The sequence below is a fragment of the Bradyrhizobium sp. TM239 genome, assembly GCF_036247985.1.
Classification (GTDB): domain Bacteria; phylum Pseudomonadota; class Alphaproteobacteria; order Rhizobiales; family Xanthobacteraceae; genus Bradyrhizobium; species Bradyrhizobium ottawaense.
The window spans coordinates 16,620-34,631 of record NZ_BTIR01000003.1; the positions used below are offsets into that span (position 1 = coordinate 16,620).

At 64.7% G+C, this 18,012-nt stretch carries 19 protein-coding genes; all 19 read right to left on the reverse strand.

The features are described 5' to 3' along the window. Positions 1-142: 142 nt before the first annotated feature. The gene (locus AABA84_RS06425) at positions 143-1,285 is read right to left on the reverse strand and encodes a helix-turn-helix transcriptional regulator (protein WP_338311641.1); all 1,143 of its coding nucleotides are present in this window, start codon (positions 1,283-1,285) and stop codon (positions 143-145) included. 431 nt (positions 1,286-1,716) lie between these two features. Further along, on the reverse strand, positions 1,717-2,220 hold the full coding sequence (locus tag AABA84_RS06430; RefSeq protein ID WP_212248665.1) for a DUF3455 domain-containing protein: 504 nt from the start codon (positions 2,218-2,220) through the stop codon (positions 1,717-1,719). A 351-nt stretch (positions 2,221-2,571) separates the two neighbouring features. After that, positions 2,572-3,939, reverse strand: coding sequence for a sensor histidine kinase (locus tag AABA84_RS06435; protein WP_338311642.1), 1,368 nt, complete (start codon positions 3,937-3,939; stop codon positions 2,572-2,574). Beyond that, on the reverse strand, positions 3,932-5,368 hold the full coding sequence (locus AABA84_RS06440) for a sigma-54-dependent transcriptional regulator (RefSeq protein WP_338311643.1): 1,437 nt from the start codon (positions 5,366-5,368) through the stop codon (positions 3,932-3,934). The genes AABA84_RS06435 and AABA84_RS06440 overlap by 8 nt, the downstream gene beginning before the upstream one ends. Next, positions 5,365-7,068 (reverse strand): hydrogenase maturation protein, encoded by a 1,704-nt coding sequence (locus tag AABA84_RS06445; protein ID WP_338311644.1) that lies wholly within the window; start codon positions 7,066-7,068, stop codon positions 5,365-5,367. Before AABA84_RS06445 ends, AABA84_RS06440 begins: the two co-directional genes overlap by 4 nt. Positions 7,069-7,074: 6 nt before the next feature. After that, positions 7,075-8,115, reverse strand: a complete 1,041-nt coding sequence (gene hypE, locus AABA84_RS06450) for a hydrogenase expression/formation protein HypE (RefSeq protein WP_338311645.1) — start codon at positions 8,113-8,115, stop codon at positions 7,075-7,077. Beyond that, positions 8,112-9,254: a hydrogenase formation protein HypD gene (hypD, locus tag AABA84_RS06455; RefSeq protein ID WP_338311646.1), complete on the reverse strand. Its 1,143-nt coding sequence runs from the start codon at positions 9,252-9,254 to the stop codon at positions 8,112-8,114. Before hypD ends, hypE begins: the two co-directional genes overlap by 4 nt. Next, entirely contained in the window at positions 9,251-9,487 is a 237-nt protein-coding gene (locus AABA84_RS06460) for a HypC/HybG/HupF family hydrogenase formation chaperone (RefSeq protein ID WP_025038699.1), read from the reverse strand. The genes hypD and AABA84_RS06460 overlap by 4 nt, the downstream gene beginning before the upstream one ends. Beyond that, a complete protein-coding gene (gene hypF / locus AABA84_RS06465; RefSeq protein ID WP_338311647.1) occupies positions 9,487-11,748 on the reverse strand; it encodes a carbamoyltransferase HypF in 2,262 nt (753 codons plus the stop codon). Before hypF ends, AABA84_RS06460 begins: the two co-directional genes overlap by 1 nt. Continuing rightward, complete coding sequence (gene hypB, locus AABA84_RS06470) at positions 11,745-12,644, reverse strand: hydrogenase nickel incorporation protein HypB (RefSeq protein WP_212248659.1); 900 nt, start codon at positions 12,642-12,644, stop codon at positions 11,745-11,747. The genes hypF and hypB overlap by 4 nt, the downstream gene beginning before the upstream one ends. Then, on the reverse strand, positions 12,644-12,985 hold the full coding sequence (gene hypA / locus AABA84_RS06475) for a hydrogenase maturation nickel metallochaperone HypA (RefSeq protein ID WP_212248658.1): 342 nt from the start codon (positions 12,983-12,985) through the stop codon (positions 12,644-12,646). Before hypA ends, hypB begins: the two co-directional genes overlap by 1 nt. Further along, positions 12,978-14,063 (reverse strand): nickel-dependent hydrogenase large subunit, encoded by a 1,086-nt coding sequence (locus AABA84_RS06480; RefSeq protein ID WP_212248657.1) that lies wholly within the window; start codon positions 14,061-14,063, stop codon positions 12,978-12,980. Before AABA84_RS06480 ends, hypA begins: the two co-directional genes overlap by 8 nt. Further along, entirely contained in the window at positions 14,060-14,566 is a 507-nt protein-coding gene (gene hybE, locus AABA84_RS06485; RefSeq protein ID WP_212248692.1) for a [NiFe]-hydrogenase assembly chaperone HybE, read from the reverse strand. Before hybE ends, AABA84_RS06480 begins: the two co-directional genes overlap by 4 nt. Continuing rightward, positions 14,563-14,772 carry a rubredoxin gene (locus AABA84_RS06490; RefSeq protein ID WP_212248656.1) on the reverse strand — a complete coding sequence of 70 codons (210 nt, stop codon included), beginning with the start codon at positions 14,770-14,772 and terminating at the stop codon, positions 14,563-14,565. Before AABA84_RS06490 ends, hybE begins: the two co-directional genes overlap by 4 nt. After that, on the reverse strand, positions 14,769-15,632 hold the full coding sequence (locus tag AABA84_RS06495) for a hydrogenase expression/formation protein (RefSeq protein ID WP_338311648.1): 864 nt from the start codon (positions 15,630-15,632) through the stop codon (positions 14,769-14,771). The genes AABA84_RS06490 and AABA84_RS06495 overlap by 4 nt, the downstream gene beginning before the upstream one ends. Further along, a complete protein-coding gene (locus tag AABA84_RS06500) occupies positions 15,629-16,075 on the reverse strand; it encodes a hydrogenase accessory protein (protein ID WP_338311649.1) in 447 nt (148 codons plus the stop codon). The genes AABA84_RS06495 and AABA84_RS06500 overlap by 4 nt, the downstream gene beginning before the upstream one ends. 270 nt (positions 16,076-16,345) lie before the next feature. Next, positions 16,346-16,642 carry a HypC/HybG/HupF family hydrogenase formation chaperone gene (locus AABA84_RS06505; protein WP_338311650.1) on the reverse strand — a complete coding sequence of 99 codons (297 nt, stop codon included), beginning with the start codon at positions 16,640-16,642 and terminating at the stop codon, positions 16,346-16,348. A gap of 26 nt (positions 16,643-16,668) precedes the next feature. Further along, positions 16,669-17,247, reverse strand: a complete 579-nt coding sequence (locus tag AABA84_RS06510; protein WP_338311651.1) for a HyaD/HybD family hydrogenase maturation endopeptidase — start codon at positions 17,245-17,247, stop codon at positions 16,669-16,671. 17 nt (positions 17,248-17,264) lie between these two features. Continuing rightward, positions 17,265-18,008: a Ni/Fe-hydrogenase, b-type cytochrome subunit gene (cybH, locus tag AABA84_RS06515; protein WP_338311652.1), complete on the reverse strand. Its 744-nt coding sequence runs from the start codon at positions 18,006-18,008 to the stop codon at positions 17,265-17,267. Positions 18,009-18,012 lie beyond the last annotated feature (4 nt).

Here is an 18,012-nt window from a genome sequence, read left to right on the forward strand (position 1 = left end):
GATTGTCAAATGCCGATCGGCCGCGCCACCAACCGATCGCCAGCAACCCTAAGCAGGCGGGCGAGATCTGTCGTCCTGGGAATGGAGGAGAAACCGGGCGTCCGGATCCGGCGCTTGCCCGGTTCGGGCGCTCCGCCTGCGCTCAATCCGCCAGCGGCGTCGCATATCCCGCGACCAGCTTGATCAGATCGGCCTGGCGCACCGCACCTGTCTTCTCGAACAGATGGCTGACATGGGTCCTGATCGTCGTGTCGGCAACACCGAATGCATCGGCGATCTCGGGAATGTTTCCGACCTCGACGATCGCGAGCAATACGCGAAGCTCGGTCGGCGTCAGCTTGAATGCGTCGCCAATGGCCTGAGATGCCGACGGCACGACGAGCGTTGCCTTGCGAACGAACAATGCAGCAGCGGCGGTATTGACCACGCCGGCGCGGCGGCGCGCACCTGAGCTCAGGGGTAGCGCATGGCCGACATAGCGTTCACCGTCGTTTCCGGCCAGCGGCACGGCAATCCCCCTGGTGCCAAGCGCGGCGTCCCCCTGCCCGGCGCTTGCGAAGACCTCCCGCAAGGCTCTGTCGACCCGCGCATCGCGGGCGACCAAGCGGCCACCGACGGAGCTCAGGATATCGCATGCAGAGAGGATGGCGTTGCCGGCGGCATTTGCGTGAATGAGACGTCCGTTCACATCGACGAGATACATGCCCGCACTGAGCCCGTCGAGCGTATCGACGAACGTGGCGACTTCCGCCGCCTTGAACTCGAACATCTTGCCGATCAATACGGCACGCCGGATATGCGGAGCGATCAACCTCATTTTGCGGCGCGCTTGATCGTCGAAGACGCCGTTCGTCTGGTGGCGAAAAACGCCGAATATCGCGGCGCTGATGGTCGTCCTGTCGACGACCACGCTCAGGAAATCGATCAGGCCTTGAGGCTTGGCCCACTGACGATAGAACTCGGTCCGGGTCAGTTGCTTCAGCGGCATCAGATCTGCGGTCGCGATCGGCTCTTCGATGTCTCCCTGAAAGTGCGCCGCAGCCGCCGGATAGATCTCTCCAAACAGCGCGACCGGCAGCGGCCTCTGAAATCCATGACCATGAGAGATGGATGCATGCTGGACGCCGACGTCCTTGCAGAAAAGTCCTCCACCGGTGCCACCGACAAATTGGGTGGCTTTCGCGATGGCCTCATTCCAGCGCGGGGGATCCACGGCGGCATCATAGACGACGCCGATCAGATCGCTCAGCTCTCGCTGAACACCGAAATTGTCCGGCGCGGACAATGTCGGAACCGATTGCAGATTTGGCCTATAATTCATTGGCAGCCCGAATCTGGAAACGAAGACGACAGCTGCATGCTCCGCAGCACTCCGACATTATCATCATCCGCTCCCCTCCGGGCATATCGCGTGTTCACACACTCGTTGAGAAGGGAACTTCAGCCATCCTCCGTTCGGAGGATGCGGCTGTTCGGCAGGTCGTCAGTGCCGCGGCAATTTCCGTTACAAGGCGGTCGGTTACCCGCTCCCGGCATGACCAGTATCTTCGTCATGGCAAGTTCCAGATGGCGCGACGGCCCCGGTCGGAGTGGGACGATGGAGCTCCCATGCCGCCAACGCGTCGACCTTCGCAATTACCACCGCTGGAATGAGGCCGCCTCCGTCAAACCTAGGAGACGACGGCCCGCAGCTATTCCATTCCCGTGCCGTCGGGTTCAGTTCCCCTCGCGCACGAAGACGTAGGTGGCGACGTATGGGGCAACGAGAGAGGTGCCCGTCGCCTCGCAGGAGCCTTGCACCGCACCGCCATGGGTCTCGATCCGCTGCACGGTCGTCACCTTCGAGAACAGGCCCTCGCCGCGCGTGCTGACGACGCTGAGCTTGAGCCAGGCAATGTCGTTCGGCGTCGCGCCGGGCGCGCTCGCGACGACCTTGCCGGTGATCGCGCTGCCGTCGACATTCTCCCAGATCGGACCGGCGTAGTGGCGACCGACAGTCTTGCCCTCGGAAATCAACGTCGCGATCGGCTCCCGGAATGTCCAGATCAACTTGCCGTCACTGCCGGCCTTGCAATCGTAGGTCTGCGCTCCCTCGGCCAGCAAGCTCGCAACCACCGTCCCGTTGGCGACGATGTCCTTTGGCATCACGGACTTCGTCGCGCCCGTGCCGAACGTGACGACCGTAAGGATCAGCGACAATATCTGGACGACGTTCTGCATGCCTGTCTCCTGTCTTCATCGACTAAAGATCTTCCCGGCCTGGTCGCGGCGTGCCGCAGACCACCGCGCGCGGCGCATTGCGCGCCGCCGTTGAGCCAGCGCGGCGTTTCCATCTCCGAATTCGGCCGATCGTTCAGGTAGCAGTCGCGCGTGACATTCGCCTCCTGCAAATCGAGGAGGCAACGGTGCGACCAATTTTCATCTTGGCCGACGGCGCTCACGACGAGGCAGCGGGATCAGTGGCAGCCGCCTAAGGCGCGATGCGATCAGGATGAATCGTCATCGTGCTTCAGGTTGTTGTTTGCGCATGATCCTTTCGGAAAACCGCTACGCACTTTTCCGGATCATGCTTTAGGCCGACGGCAACGCGAATGAAAATGTCGCGCCGCCCTCCGGCCCATACCCCGCGAGCAGCTCGCCGCCGTGCTCGCGCACGATGCCGTAGCTGATCCAGAGGCCAAGGCCCGTCCCCTCGCCGACCCGCTTGGTCGTGAAGAACGGCTCGAAGATGTGGCTGATGTGATCCTTGTCGATTCCCGGGCCGTTGTCCGAGATCCGGAACAGGATCTCGTGACCCTTGCGCACCGCCGAGACGACAAGCCGCGGCGATTCCGTGCCGCGCATCGCATCGATCGCATTCTCGACGAGATTGACGATCACCTGGTGCAACTGCCCCTCATTGCCGGAGATCCAGAGCTCCGGCTCGACCTCCATTTGCAAGTCGATGCGCACCTGCTTGGTGCGTACGGCCCACAGCACCGCGGTGTTGATGAGCCGCTCGATGTTGACGCGCTCGACCTCGCCGAGCTTGCTGAAGGACAACCGGCGCAAATTCTTCACGATCTCGCTGATGCGGACCGCGCCTTCCAGGGTGCCTTCGATCAGCGGACCGAAATCCTCCAGGATCTCGTCGATGCGGAGGCTGCGCCGTTGAGCCGAGAGTTCATCCCCCTTGGCCTCGCCGTGGACCGCATCGAGATAGGCGACGATCGCGGTCCGATAGCGCATCAGGGTGTGGACGTTGCCATAGACGAAGCTGATGGGATTGTTCAGCTCGTGCGCGACACCGGCAACGAGACGGCCGAGGCTTGCCATCTTCTCCTGCTCGACCAGTTGCCGCTGGGCGCGCTGCAGCTCGTGATGCGCCTTGTGCAGCTCCTCATAGGCGCGGCGCAGCTCACCGATCGGACGTCCCGTCAGCACCACGCCGATGAAGCGGCCGCGATGATCGTGGCGGGGCGATCCGTTGATGGCGAACAGATCTGAGCTGCCGCCTTCGCGCGAAAACCGCAGCTCGCCGTCGACGACATCGGAGGCGCCGCGCGGCTTCAGCAGCGGCACCAGCTTGGCCTTGTCCTGGGCAGCGATGACATCGGCGATATCCTTGCCGACGATATCCGCGACGCTGCAGCCCAGCATGTGCTGGAACGCGGAATTGACCTGCTGCACCAGCCCTTTCGCATCGCAGACGATGAGGATGTCGGAGACGGATTCGATGACGTTGGTGACGAAGGCCTGCGCCTCCTCCAGCTCCGCATTCTTGTGCTCGAGGTCGACCTCATAGCGCAGGAGGTCGGAATAGACCTCGTCCATCTTGCGGATGACCTCGATCCAGGCGCCCTCGCGCTCCTGGTCGAGCTCCATCGCGCCGCGATTGCTGATCAGCTTGAGCAGCGTTTCGGTCTCGCTGGTTTCAGGAGGGTGCGTCACCTCAGGCATTCTTCCTCAAATCATACCTGGACAGCTTGTTCCTGAGACCGACGCGCGACAGGCCAAGCTCGCTCGCGACCCGGCTGATATTGCCTTCGTACCGCTCCAGATAGCTGATGATAAGCGCCTTCTCCAGGTCTTCCACCTTGTCCTTGAGGGTGGCCGAGCCGTTCAGCTGGCCGGGGACCGCGGTCGCCGGCGGCTTGCCGTTGCGCTTGCCCAGCAGCGGCGGGGCCTGCAACTCATCCGCGTCCGCCAGCACCGCCATGCGCTGGATCTCGTTCTGCAGCTCGCGGACATTGCCGGGCCAATGGTACTTGACGAACGCCTCGAGCGCGGAAGGGGCAAAGCGCAGGCCCGGCCGGTTGAAGGAGACCTTCACCGACGACAGCACCCCTTCGGCGATCAACGAGACGTCCATCGGGCGCTCGCGCAAGGCCGGCATGTGGACGGGAAACGCCGCCAGGCGATAATAGAGATCGCGCCGGAAGCGGCCCGCCTCGACCTCGGCCTCAAGATCCCGGTTGGTCGCGGCCACGACGCGGACATCGACCTTGCGCACCCGCTGCGCGCCGAGGGGGCGGATCTCGCTCTCCTGGAGGACACGCAGCAGCTTGACCTGGAATGCCGGCGAGGTCTCGCCGATCTCGTCGAGGAAGATGGTTCCGCCGTCGGCGACCTCGAACAGGCCGATCCTGTCCTGATAGGCGCCGGTGAAGGCGCCCTTCTTGCAGCCGAACAGCTCGCTTTCGAGCAGCTCGTCTGGCAATGCGCCGCAGTTCTCGACGACGAAGGCCTTATTGGCGCGCGCCGAACCGTAGTGAATGGCGCGTGCCAGCAGCTCCTTTCCAGTGCCGGACTCGCCCGTGATCAGCACGGAGATGTCGTAGTCGGCGGCGCGTCTGCCGAGCTCGATCACCTTGTGCATCGGACTTTCCGGCGAATGCACGATGCGGTCGAAATCATAGAGCTGCTTGGCAACCCCGCGCTTGACCGAGACGACCTTCTTGATGTGCCCCGGCGTCGCCTTGACGTCGACGCCGGCCGTCTCCGTCTCCTTCTGCAGCCGATAGAGCTGCACCGCCTCCTTGACGATGTCGACCAGCCGGTCCGGCTGCCAGGGCTTTGTGATGTATTGATAGATGCCGGCCTCGTTGAGGCCTGCGATGATATCCTCGGAATCGGAATAGCCCGAGATGATCATCCGCACCGGATCGGGCCACAGCTCCCGCACGCGCTTCAGGAAGCTCACGCCGGATTCATGCGGCATGCGCTGGTCGCAGAGGATGGCGTGGACGATCTCGCCTTCCAGCAGCTTTTCCGCATCGGCCGCATTGCCGGCGCAAAGCACCTCGAAATCCTCCCTGAGAACGCGCCGCAGCGCCTCCTGCGAACGAACTTCGTCATCGACGACGAGAATGGTTCCCAGAACGCTCATGAGGGCACAACCATGGGTCTCTGCCGCTCGGCCGTCCGCCGCAACCGATGATGGGCGATGGTCAGCGGCGTGCGCGACTTCGGCACCTTGTGGATGAAATTGTAGCGGGCGACGTGGTAGCTCGGATCGAAGCCGTAGAAATTGAGCCTCATCCGCCGCAGCTCCTCGTCGCGATAGGCTTGCAGGGACTTCTCCGCCTCGTCCGCCGCGCGGCGCTTTCTCTTGTCAGCGAGCCGGGCTGCCAAGCCTTGATCCGAACCCATGGCGGCAGCGAGTCTCACGAGATTTTCGCGCGCAAGCTCGTTCCTTGCGAGGACACGATCAACGATCCCGAGGCGCTTGGCCTCCGCGACGCCCATCGGCAACCGGCACTGCGTGATCCGGGTCGCGTTGTCGGCGCCCGCGCGGCGCGGCAACAGATAGGTCCAGTATTCGGAGCCGAACAGATTGCCCATGTCCTTGTAGTGCGGATTGAGCACGACCTGATCGCCGGCCCAGACCTCGTCGGCGGCCAGGCTCAGGAACACGCCCCCTGCGCCCGCATTGCCGCGGATGACCGATACCACCAGCCGGTCCGTCGTCTCGATGATGGCGCGCGCAAGATCGTCGATGGCGTTGATGTTGCGCCAGGATTCATCGGCGGCGCTGTCGGCGGCCTCGATCTCGGCCAGATGAATGCCGTTCGACCAGTAGTCGAAACCGCCGGTCAGAAGCAGCACTTTTGTCGGGCGCGCCAGCGCGGCCCGGTAGGCATCCAGCAGCGCTTCGCAGTCGCCGGTCGTCATGGCGCCGTTGTAGACCGAGAACCGCAACTCGCCGACCTCGCCATGCTCGCGATACTGCAACGGAGCATAGCCGCAACCCGGCCGCCGCGGCAGGCTGGCTGCTTGCTCGGCGAAGATCTTTGCCGCAGATCGCTTCAGGCTCTTCGGTGCAAGCTGCCGCACATGGCCGATCCAGACTGCACCGTCGACCGTTGCACGCGCCAACGCACCGTCGCATTGCGCCACGATCGTGCCGGGAACGCCGGAGATATCGCGCGCTTCATGGACGTCGAACAGCCGCACGTCCTGGAAGAACAGGCTGTCGAGGAGGCCCGGCATGCCGTCGGCGCTGTTGATCTTGCGCAGCACGGTCTCGGTCGTGTCGTGCTGCCAGTCGATGGCCCGGTCCGACTGGCGGCAGGGCCCGCGCACGCGAATGCGCGCGTCGCCCTCGCGCATCGGCTGCGGCGTCGGCCGTCCCGCTTCGATCGCCGCGATCGCTTCCAGCACCGCTTCGACCGCGCATGAGGTGACCTCGTTGCGGTAGATGCTGGACTTTGCCGCGCGCCGCATCGGGAACGTGCGGGAAGCCCAGACCGGACCGGCGTCGAACTCGCCATCCGCCTGCAGCACGGTGACGCCCCATTCGGTCGCGCCTTCGAGAATGGCCCAGTCGAGCGCCGCCGGGCCGCGGTCGCCGGGCGGGCCGGGATGCACCACCAGGCAGCGCACGCTGCGCCAGACATCTTCGGGGATCGCGCGTTTGAGGAACGGCGCGATCACGAGGTCCGGCCGGTACAGCGCCACGCTTTCGCGCGTGACGTCGGGGTGGATATCGAGCTCGACCGAGACCTCATGGCCGCGCTCGCGCAGCTCGACATGCAGACGCTGCGTCAGGCTGTTGAAGGAATGCGAAAGCAGCAGGATGCGCATCATGATCGCTCAACAGATCCGCGGCAATTGCTCGCCCGACAGCCAATCGACGATCCGGCCGCCGCCAAAACTCGTCGCCATCTGCACGAAATGATGGTCATCGGCGACGGCTTCGCCGATGTCGGCGGCATCGCGGCCGAGCGGATGTTCTCGCATCGCGGCGAGAACGGCGCCGGCAATCTCGGGCGCAACGACCGCGACCAGCTTGCCCTCATTGGCGACATGGAGCGGATCGAGCCCGAGCAGTTCGCAAGCGGCCGCCACGCCCGGCTTGACCGGGATCGCCTCCTCCTGGAGGTGAAAACCGAGGCCGGATTGCTGCGCGATCTCGTTCAGCGTCGCGGCGAGCCCACCGCGGGTGGGATCGCGCATCAGGCGGATCCCGGCGCCGCCGGCTTCGACCATCTTCGCGACGAGACCGTTCAGTGCCGCCGAATCCGACACGATCTCGGTTTCGAAGGCGAGGTTTTGCCGCTTCGACATGATCGCCACGCCGTGATCGCCGAGGGTGCCCGAGATCAGGACGCGATCGCCGACGCGCGCGTTCTCGGCCGACAGATCGAGCCCGTCGGGGACGACCCCGACGGCCGAGGTCGAGATGAACAGGCCGTCCGCCTTGCCGCGCTCGACCACCTTGGTATCGCCGGTGATGATATGGACGCCGGCGTCGCGCGCCGCCTCCCCCATCGATTCCGCAATCGCCTTGAGGTCGGCGAAGCGAAAGCCCTCCTCGATGATGAAGCTCGCCGACAGATAGAGCGGCTTGGCACCGGCCATGGCGATGTCGTTGACCGTGCCGTGAACCGCGAGCGAGCCGATATTCCCGCCGGGAAAGAACAGCGGCGAGACCACATAGCCGTCGGTCGTCATCACCATGCGCCCAGCGCCGACGTCGAAGGCCGACTGGTCGTTGCCGCGCGCCAGCCATTCATTGCCGAAGGCCTCGTGGAACAGGCCGGAAATCAACTGCGCCATGGCGCGGCCGCCCGAGCCGTGGGACAGGTCGACGCAGCCGTTCCTGATATCGAGCTTGCGCTGATAGGCCTTCATGACGCTCGCCTCTGCTGATGATCGCGGAAGCGGCCGTAGGTCCAATGCGCGGCGCAGGCGCCTTCCGAGGAGACCATGCAGGATCCCATCGGCGTCTCGGGCGTGCAGACCGTGCCGAACAGCTTGCAGTCGACCGGCTTCTTCACGCCGCGCAGGATGGCGCCGCATTCGCACGCCGGATTGTCCTCGACGCGAAGCTCGTTCATGCCGAAGCGGATTTCGGCGTCGTATTTCGCGTAAGTGCGCTTCAGCTTCAGCCCGCTATAGGGCACCTGCCCGAGTCCGCGCCATTCGAACTGGTCGCGCAGCTCGAAAATGTCGGAGACCTCTTCCTTGGCGCGCAGATTGCCGTCGCGCGTGACCGCGCGGCTATACTGGTTCTCGACCTCGTGCCTGCCCTCGTTGACCTGGCGCACCAGCATCAAAATCGCCTGCATCATGTCGAGTGGCTCGAATCCCGAGATCACCACCGGCTTGCCGAATTCTTCCGCGAAAAACTCGTAAGGCGCCGTGCCGATGATGGTCGAGACATGCGCCGGCCCGACGAAGCCGTCGATCTCGACGCGGCCGATGCTGCGGATATCAGGGCTCTCCAGGATGTTCTGCATGGCCGGCGGGGTCAGCACGTGATTGCAGAACACGCTGAAGTTCGAAAGCTGCTTCTTCTCGGCCAGCCGGATCATCACCGCGGTCGGCGGCGTCGTGGTCTCGAAGCCGATGGCGAAGAACACGATCTCGCGCTCTGGATTTTCCTCAGCAATCCTGATCGCATCGATCGTGGAATAGACCATGCGGACATCGGCGCCCCGCGCCTTCGCCTTCAGAAGCGAGGCGCCCTGCGAGCCGGGAACGCGCATCAGGTCGCCATAGACGCACAGGATGACCTCGCTGCGCTCCGCAAGCCGGATCGCCATGTCGATGCGCCCGGCCGGCAGCACGCAGACCGGACAACCCGGGCCATGGATCATCCGCACGTTCTTCGGCAGCAAGTCCTCCAGACCGTAGCGCGAGATCGCATGCGTATGACCGCCGCAGAACTCCATGAACCGATACGGCCGTTCCGGATGGGTCTCCGCCCGAATCGTCTTCGCGAGCCCCAATGCGATCTCCTTGTCGCGATACTCGTCGGCATATTTCATGGCGCCACTCCCTGTCCCTCGACGCTCAGCTCGCGCAACAATTCGAGCGTGCGCCGCGCCTCCTCCGGATCGATCTTGGTCAGGGCATAGCCGACATGGATGATCACGTAGTCGCCCACCGCGAGATTCTCGATCAAGGCGACCGAGATCTCCTTGCTGACGCCGTCGATCGAGACGATGGCCATCTCGTCGGGCAGGAGCTTTGTGACCTCTGCCGGTATCGCGAGACACATCAGGCGGTTCCTTCCAGATCTTGCGGTTCGAGGAGTGTTAGCGCGGCAATCCAGGCCTGGCCCAGGCTGAGGCCGCCGTCATTGGGCGGCATCTGACGTGGCAGCAGCGGCGAGAGGCCGGCCGCGACGCAGCCGCGCTCGATCTCGTCAGACAGGATCGCGTTGAGGAAGCAGCCGCCGCTCAGGGCGACGGTGGTGATGCCGGTCGTGCGCGCCGCCCGGCCGATCCAATCGATGCAGGCAGCGGCAAGCGTGCCGTGGAACAGCTCGGCGCCCTCGACCGGATCGATGGTCCCGGTTGCCAGGTGCTCGAACAGCGGAGCCAGGGACAGCGCGCCGCTCTCGATGATCCAGCCGTCTTGCGCGATGCGCGGCGTGCGCACCAGCGCTTCCAGCTTCATCGCGGCTTCGCCTTCGTAGCTCTGCACCGGGCAGAGGCCAAGGAGTCCCGCCGCCGCATCGAACAGCCGGCCGGCGCTGGTCGTCGTCGGCACGCCCGGCTGATCGAGCATGGCGCAGAGGCGCAAGGCCTGCGGCTGTGCATTGAACCGCGTCGCGATTATGTCCCCTCGCCCGAGGCCATGCAGCGCGCTCGCGCCCATCCGCCATGGTTCGCGCGCGGCGCGGTCGCCGCCCGGCATCTTCATCGGCGCGAGGTATCCGAGCCGCCGGAAGTGGGCGCCGTCGCAGGCGAGGAGCTCGCCGCCCCAATTGCCGCCGTCGCTGCCGTGGCCGAAACCGTCGAGAACCAGGGCCAGCGCCGGTCCTGCGATGCCATGTTCCGCCATCACGGAGGCCGCATGGGCATGATGGTGCTGGACCGCGATCAGCCGCTTGCCGCTGGCCTCGGCAAAGCGGGTCGAGGCCATGTTGGGATGCAGATCATGCGCAATGACGACAGGCTCGACGTCGAGCGTCGACAGCAGGTGATCCACCGTCTCCTCGAAGAAGCGGACGCCTTCCGCAGTGTCGAGGTCGCCAATGTGCTGGGAGACAAACGCCTCATTGCCGCGCGTGACCGTCACGGTCGATTTCAATGTGCCGCCGACCGCAAGGATGGGCGGCACGGGCCGCGCGAGGCGAACCGGCTCGGGCACGTAGCCGCGGGCGCGGCGGATGAATTGCGCCCGACCCGCGACGACCGCCGCGACGGAATCGTCGGCACGGGTGACGATGTCGCGGTCGTGCGTGACGATGAGGTCGGCAATGCCGGCAAGGCGTCGTTCGGCGTCGCGATTGTCGATCAGGAGCGGCTCGCCGCCGGGATTGGCGCTGGTGGCGACGATCGCCCAGCTCTCAGGGACCAGTGCGTGCGCCGCACTCAATGCATCGAAGATCAGATGATGAAGCGGCGCGACCGGCAGCATGACGCCGAGACGGGACAGCTCCGGTGCGATTGCGGACGCGAGCCGATCGCGCGATCTCATCAGCACGATAGGCCGCGGCGAGCTCTCCAGCAACGCAAGCTCGGCACGATCGGCATCAGCGATATCCCCAACCGCATTCACTGATCCCACCATGACGGCAAACGGCTTCTGATCGCGCTGCTTGCGCTGCCGCAGCCGCCGCACGACGTCATCGTCGCGGGCATCGCAGAGCAGCTGATAGCCGCCGAGCCCCTTGATCGCGACGATCTTGCCGCCAGCAATCGCGGCGGCAATGTCCGCGATCTCGTGGCTGAGCCTCGGACCACAATCCGGGCAGGCAATCGCCTCGGCATGGAAACGGCGGTTGTTGGGATCGGCATAATCGTCCGCGCAGGCCCTGCACATCGCAAAGCCCTTCATCGCCGTGGCCGCACGGTCATAGGGCAGCCGCTCGGCAATGGTGTAGCGTGGGCCGCAATGGGTGCAGTTGACGAACGGATAGCGATAGAAGCGGCTGCTCGGATCGAACAGCTCGCGCAGGCATTCCTGGCAGGTCGCAGCGTCGGCGCCGATGCGGGTCGATACCCTTCCCTGCTCGCTGGCGCGGATACAAAATTCCTCGCTCGCCACCGCCCCGACCGGATGCACCGAGATGTCGTCGATTCGGGCAAGCGGCGGCTTCTCCAGCGGCAACGCCGTGATGAAGTCGGCGGCACGTTCACCCTCGACCTCGATGATGACGCCGTGAGGATCGTTGGCGACGAAACCGCCGAGACGATAGCGGGTGGCGAGGCCATAAACATAGGGACGAAATCCGACGCCCTGCACCGCGCCCCGCACGTGCAGACGCAGTCTGGTCCTGTTGGCAGCGCTCGCCCCGCCGTTCATCGTCATCCCTGCGTCGCCATCTCGGCCCGCTTCACCTTCGCCCAGCGCCGGCGGATCCAGGCATAGAAAGCCGAGAACCCCTCGCCCGTGCGCGCCGACACCGTCATCACCTCGATGTCAGGGTTGACCCGCCGGGCATATTCGACGGTCCTGGCAAGGTCGAAATCAAGCACCGGCGCGAGGTCGATCTTGTTGATCAGCATCAAGGAGGCCGCTGCGAACATATCAGGATATTTCAGCGGCTTGTCCTCGCCCTCGGTGGTCGAGAACACCACGATCTTGCAGGCTTCGCCGAGATCGAACGCCGCAGGGCAAACGAGGTTGCCGACGTTCTCGATGAAGAGAAGGCCGCCGTTCAGCCAGGGCAGCCGGTCATAGGCCTGGCCGACCATGGCGGCATCGAGATGACAGCCTTTTCCGGTGTTGACCTGGATCGCCGCGACGCCGGTGGCGCGGATGCGTTCGGCATCGTTGGAGGTCTGCTGGTCGCCCTCGATCACGCCAATCGGAAAGCTGTCCTTCAATTCCGAGACCGCGCGAACCAGCAGCGAGGTCTTTCCGGCACCCGGGCTCGACACCAGGTTGAAGGCAAGCACCTCGTCGGCCCGGAAGCGCGCACGATTGTCGGCCGCAAGCCTGTCGTTCTTGCCGAGAATGTCGCGCTCGACCTGGATGATGCGCTCGCTGCTCATGCCGGCGATCTCCTGACCAGCCGGATTGGCGCCGCAATCGAGCACGCCCGGCTCAGCAGGGGCATGATCATGGTGGTGATCGTGAACATGGCCATGCCCATGACCGTGATGATGATGGTGTCCGCCGTGACCATGATCGTGGTCATGATGATGATCATGCGCGTGTTCGAGGGACGCCTTGCCGTCGCTGCAGCCGCAAACCGTACACATCAGTCGACCTCCAATTCCCTTACGCGCATCTCTTCGCCGCCCGTCACCTGCAATTGATAGCCACCACAAGAGGGGCACGGCTCGTAGCGCTGCTTGATCTCGACGCTCTCCGAGCACGCCATGCACCAGGCGGTTCCCGGTGTCTCGACGATCTCGAGCCTTGCGCCTTTTGCGATGGTCCGCGCTGCGACGGCCTCGAAGCAGAATTTCATCGCCTCCGGCGCGACATGGCTGAGCGCACCGATTTCGAGGCAGACGACGTTCACCTTGGCGAAGGAACGCTTGCGCGCTTCCTCCTCGACGATGCCGATGATGCCTTCGCAGAGCGCCATCTCATGCATGACCCACCTCGCGGAAATTGAGGTTGAAACCGACGCAAGGGTCGAACGCGCCGACCAGCGTGCGAACCGCGTCCTGGCCGCGCCGACCGGCAGCCAGCATCGCGCCCTTGAGGCTTCGGACCAACGGGCCGCGGGCGTGGAAATTCCACTCGGTCGGCGCCAGGAATTCGAAATTGACGATGCGGCTCTCCTCGTCGAGCACGACGGCGTGGTAGAGCCGGCCCCGCGCACATTCGACCGCCGCCGCAGCCCTGCCCGCACCGAGCCGATAGCTCGCGACGACGCCATCGTCGAGATTCTCATCGCCCTGGTCGAGCCAGACGCAGAGCCGCGCCACTTCGGCGATGCGCGCCTCGAGGCGCGCGGCCGCCCCTGCCGCCGGCAAGGCGGGTTCGCACCGTGCCCGCGCCCAGACGCCGGTTTCCGGAATCTTGCCGCAGAGCTCCGGCGCGTCGGAATAGGCTGGCCCGCCCGCGAGCAGGCGCGTGACGATGTCGAGATCATCAGCTGCCGTCAGGAATGATTGCTCGACCGACGGCGGCGACAAGCCCTCATCCTCGCAGCGTTCGACATAGACGGCGAGCGCACTGCCCGGCACGAGAGCCTGGCCTTGGCCGGCAATCCCGAGCGCTGCGAGCGCGGCCTTGATCTGTACCACGGCCTCGCAGCGCAAGGCCTCCGACGCGCCTTCGCTGGCACCACCGAGGACGGTGGTTGCCTGCATCATGGCGCGCACGGACGCAGCGCTCGCGCCGTCGAGCGCGAGCCGTCCGACGAACAGGCTGCGCAGCAATTCGGTCAGCCGCTCGGCAACGACCGCCGTGACGCGATTGCGCGCCATGGCCGGCGCCGCCTGCAGCCCCTGCGCGGCCTCGATCGCCGACAGGAACGCCACCTGATGTGCCACCGAGCAGAGCGAGAACAGCCGCGGCAGCACCGGAAGCAGGGAGGCAGCCGGCTTTCCCGCGAACAGCCGCGTCAGCGGCGGCCGGCTGCGCGGCTGGATCGCGACGTCGGCGATGGTAGAGCCGGCAAGCCACACCGTGATGTCGATCTCATTGCGGAAGGCCAAGGTCATCCGCGCCGCTCCGTCAAAGTCCCGCGCAGGAAGTTACGCCGATCGATCGGCGTTGTCGCGGGCTCGCGGCGGCGGACCGCCTCCTCGCTGTCGGCCGGCAGCATCAGTTCGGCAAGCGCGGCCTCGGCCGTTGCCAGCGCGGCGGCCATGTCGGCGAATTGGAACATCGGTGAGAACAGTGAGCAGCTTGCGATCCTGCCCATCTGCCCGACCTCGCTGAGGGTGAACTCGATGTCGCCTGCGGGAAAACCGATTCGTATGCTCGTGCCCGACGTCTCCCGTGCCGCGCTTCCCGGCATCACCACGTTCATGAACCATGGTGTGACCATGACGCCGACGATCGTACCATTGAACCGGCGGAAGCCGACCGCCTCGACGCCGAGCGCATCGTTGTAGATCGGCAGATCACGCATGGCGCGCTCGCCGATCTCCCGATAGGTTCCGGCCAGAAGCTCGCCCCACGCCACGGCGTCCGCATCGGGATCTGGCGTCCTCCCCGTCATGCTTCGATCGCCATGAATTTGGACTTCGGCGCATCGCAGTTCGGGCAGTGCCATTCCTCCGGCAGCGCCGCGAACGGCGTGCCGGGCCCGATCTGCGCCACCTCGTCGCCATCGGCGGGATCGTAGACCGTCCAGCAGATGCCGCATTCCAGCCGCGTGGCCTCGGTGACGTCCTGACGCACGCCAAAATTCTCGAAGGCGCTCATTTGAAATAGGCCTCGATGATTTCCTGCAGCCGCTCGGCGGAATCCTCGAAATCCTCGTCCGCCGCAAGCGCGACGGTCGGCACGCCGCCGACCTCGAGCGTATCGAGGATGATGGTATCCATGGCGTTGAAGAACTGCACCGACCAGATATTGCGGATGCCAGTGGACAGCACCCGGCAGGTGCCATAGCCGCGCGACACCAGCTGGATCGGGCCGTTGCGGATCGTGTCCTGCAGGAAGCTCATGTCGACCGGGCTCATCGGCAGCAGCGTGAAATTGATGATCTGCGAGCGGATACCGGGGCGCCAGGCCAGCGCGCGCTCGCGGATTTCGGCGAGCACCGGCAGCACGTTCATGGCGCCCTCCGGCACTTGCCCGATCTCGAAATCGGCAGACGTCAGGTCGGCGGCCGCGCGCTTGACGATCTCCGGGACGGCGCCGATCTCGATATATTCGGACGCCGCGTCGGTCTCGAGCCGCACGCGCCAGATCCCCGCCAGGACCGATTCCTGGATCTGGGCCAGCGATCCGTCGGGCAACGCGACGACCCCGCCGACCTCGCCTTCGCCGAGCACGTCGGCGATGAGCTTGCTCTCGAGTTCGTTGAGATTGGCGAGCCGGAACAATTGGCTCGGCGCATCCGCCTTTTGGCCAGCGATAGCCTGCGCGATGTTCGAGAGCAGCGCCACCGCGTTCGGGCAGCTCCTGGCAAGCTCGGCGCTGTCGAGCGTTGCCAGCTTTGCCAGCGCTCCGGCCGCCGTCAGGCTGCCTTTCGACGCATTGAGACTCTCCTCGCCGATCGGAAACACGCTGACCGGTTGCTCGGCGCCTTCCGGCGCATCCCAGAATCCGACCTTCATAGCTCGACACCTTGTGTGCGATGCTGGGGAACAATGGTGACGGCGACCGCGGCAGCTTGCCCGCGCGGACGGTCGATCAGCTTTGTGATGCGGTCGATATAGACCGACCAGTCCTGGATCTTGGCGACCAGACCCAGCGTCTCGCCCTTGGCGACGAGGATCAGGGTCGGTTGCACCCGCACGCCAAAACGCTGGCCGAGTGCACTCTCGTCGCCGCGGGCGATGATCGCGCCGCGCAGCCGGCCATTGAAAGCGGCGATCAACTCCGGCAACACCACGGCGACGTCGATCGCCTCGGGGAAACGGTTGGGATCGCCCGCCGACAGCAGCACCGTGATCGCGCCAGCCTCGTCGGCCGCGCCGAGAAAATGATCGACCGTGGCGGCGTCGACCTCAGGCAGGCCGTACCGCGTCAGATCCTGCTTCCCCACCTGGAATTCCATCAGACCTCCCCTGACAAGCTTATGATTTTGCTCGGGATAGGAGTTAGCAAGGCACATGCCAGGATATTCCAGCAATTTTCTCGAGATATGTATTTGATTTACATCATGTATTTTCAGATGTGCGAAGCGGCGCATACATCGATGACAAGATACTTTCCAATTTGAGTGGAAGCTATCTTAGCAGATAGAAAGAAGGCTTCCAGGCAACATGCCGCCCCCGCAAGGCCGATCCGGCGGCGAGCGCGGCGATCACAGCTGCAGGAGGTTTGCTTACTCAGACCGAAGATGTGCGGGCAGCTGCGGCTCGCGATCGATCAGGTCGGCGAAGAAGCGCTCGCAATCCTCGCCGTCGAGCGCGGCGCCGAGCCCGTCGATCGCCGCACCAATCAGGCGCGCCTCTTCCTCATCCAGAAGCCGGATCGCGGTATCGATGTAGACGAGGACATGGGCGCCGACCGGCGGATTGGAGAGCAGCAGCATGGAGACGCGGCGCTGCTCCCCGCGAAATTCGCAAAGCGCCGACATTCCGTCGGTCTCGACGATCGTCATCGGGAGGCCGAGGCACATCGCGCTATCTCCAAAAGGCCGGCCGGTCAGGCCGGCCGCATCTCGTAATTGGCGTGGTCGATGTCATTGGCGAGCAACCGCTCGGTGTCCGCCAACGGCACGCTGCGGCGGCTCACCGTGACGCCCCACTCGGCCAATATGCGGCAGGCCAGATCGATCGCGGGTGCGATCTGGTCGCGCACCGGCGGCGTCAACGGACCGCCCCAATCTTCGAGGTCGAGCGGCTGGCAGCCGATCAGCACGAGGTGCTTCGGGCATCTGCCGAGCAGGTCGGCCGCACTGATCACTTCCTGGAAACCGGTCTGGTGCAGGCTCATCTTCTTGGCGCCGGTGAAACGCGGCACCTCGTCGTCGCGCACCAGCTTCAACCGGCCGGGCTCGAGGCCGTAGTCGATGGCGTCGAACACGACCAGGCGGTCGGCCTCTTCCAGATAGTTCACGAGGTAGAGGCCCTGCGTGCCGCCGTCCAAGATGGTGACGTTGTCAGGCACGGCGTAGCGGCGGTGGAACTCCTCCACCGTGCGCACGCCAAAACCCTCATCGGCCCACAGGATATTGCCGATGCCGAGCACCAGGATACGGTCGTCTTGCGAGGATGTCGGCATCGGTTGCGTTCCAGTCTTCAATCGCGGAATTGCCGCTCGCCCGAGATCATCGAGGAGATGATGCTCTGGCGCGACATGATGTCTTCACGGACCGCGGCGTAGATGTGCACCATCACGAACACGACCAGCGCCCACATGCCCAGATGATGCCAGGTGTGGACGTCCTGGCTGTTCGGCCAGATCGCAAACACCCAGCCGAACAGCTTGTGCTGCCAGCTGTCGATGCCCTGACCTTCCGAATAGAGTGCAAAGCCGGTGACGATCATGAAGGCCACGAACAGCGTGAAACCCGTGAACATCGCGGTCTGCGCCAGCGGGTTGTGCCCGACATACATCTTCGGCTCGCGTTCCAGGAACGCGTACCAGCGGATCTCGTGCAGCACTTCCTTCCAGAACTGCTTGCGATGAACGGGAATATAGAAGATCTGCCGGGAGTGGTGATTGCCGACGAAGGCCCACAGGATGCGCGTGAGGAAGAACACCGCGAGCACCTGTCCGGCGGCGAAATGGGCGAAACGGATATAGCCCATCACGAAGTTGTCGGACGCCTCGCCCGCGACCGTCGGCAGCGGCGTTCCGATCAGATAACCGGTCACCATCAGCACGAGAATCGAGAACGCGTTCACCCAGTGGCAGATTCGCACCGGCGCTTCGTAGACATAGACGGTGGGCCGGCCCACCGCACGTTCTCCGGAAGCATCCGCTGCGATCGCCGCAAGGTCCGGCCGTGCGTCGGAGCCGGGAGCAACTGCATCCATCATGGCC

What these genes read in the sequence shown, in the direction of transcription:
- AABA84_RS06430 (WP_212248665.1), bottom strand. Translation starts at nt 2,220, where the DNA reads ATGCAGAACGTCGTCCAGATATTGTCGCTGATCCTTACGGTCGTCACG.
- AABA84_RS06435 (WP_338311642.1), bottom strand. Translation starts at nt 3,939, where the DNA reads ATGCCTGAGGTGACGCACCCTCCTGAAACCAGCGAGACCGAAACGCTG.
- AABA84_RS06440 (WP_338311643.1), bottom strand. Translation starts at nt 5,368, where the DNA reads ATGAGCGTTCTGGGAACCATTCTCGTCGTCGATGACGAAGTTCGTTCG.
- AABA84_RS06445 (WP_338311644.1), bottom strand. Translation starts at nt 7,068, where the DNA reads ATGATGCGCATCCTGCTGCTTTCGCATTCCTTCAACAGCCTGACGCAG.
- hypE (WP_338311645.1), bottom strand. Translation starts at nt 8,115, where the DNA reads ATGAAGGCCTATCAGCGCAAGCTCGATATCAGGAACGGCTGCGTCGAC.
- hypD (WP_338311646.1), bottom strand. Translation starts at nt 9,254, where the DNA reads ATGAAATATGCCGACGAGTATCGCGACAAGGAGATCGCATTGGGGCTC.
- AABA84_RS06460 (WP_025038699.1), bottom strand. Translation starts at nt 9,487, where the DNA reads ATGTGTCTCGCGATACCGGCAGAGGTCACAAAGCTCCTGCCCGACGAG.
- hypF (WP_338311647.1), bottom strand. Translation starts at nt 11,748, where the DNA reads ATGACGATGAACGGCGGGGCGAGCGCTGCCAACAGGACCAGACTGCGT.
- hypB (WP_212248659.1), bottom strand. Translation starts at nt 12,644, where the DNA reads ATGTGTACGGTTTGCGGCTGCAGCGACGGCAAGGCGTCCCTCGAACAC.
- hypA (WP_212248658.1), bottom strand. Translation starts at nt 12,985, where the DNA reads ATGCATGAGATGGCGCTCTGCGAAGGCATCATCGGCATCGTCGAGGAG.
- AABA84_RS06480 (WP_212248657.1), bottom strand. Translation starts at nt 14,063, where the DNA reads ATGACCTTGGCCTTCCGCAATGAGATCGACATCACGGTGTGGCTTGCC.
- hybE (WP_212248692.1), bottom strand. Translation starts at nt 14,566, where the DNA reads ATGACGGGGAGGACGCCAGATCCCGATGCGGACGCCGTGGCGTGGGGC.
- AABA84_RS06490 (WP_212248656.1), bottom strand. Translation starts at nt 14,772, where the DNA reads ATGAGCGCCTTCGAGAATTTTGGCGTGCGTCAGGACGTCACCGAGGCC.
- AABA84_RS06495 (WP_338311648.1), bottom strand. Translation starts at nt 15,632, where the DNA reads ATGAAGGTCGGATTCTGGGATGCGCCGGAAGGCGCCGAGCAACCGGTC.
- AABA84_RS06500 (WP_338311649.1), bottom strand. Translation starts at nt 16,075, where the DNA reads ATGGAATTCCAGGTGGGGAAGCAGGATCTGACGCGGTACGGCCTGCCT.
- AABA84_RS06505 (WP_338311650.1), bottom strand. Translation starts at nt 16,642, where the DNA reads ATGTGCCTCGGCCTCCCGATGACGATCGTCGAGACCGACGGAATGTCG.
- AABA84_RS06510 (WP_338311651.1), bottom strand. Translation starts at nt 17,247, where the DNA reads ATGCCGACATCCTCGCAAGACGACCGTATCCTGGTGCTCGGCATCGGC.
- cybH (WP_338311652.1), bottom strand. Translation starts at nt 18,008, where the DNA reads ATGATGGATGCAGTTGCTCCCGGCTCCGACGCACGGCCGGACCTTGCG.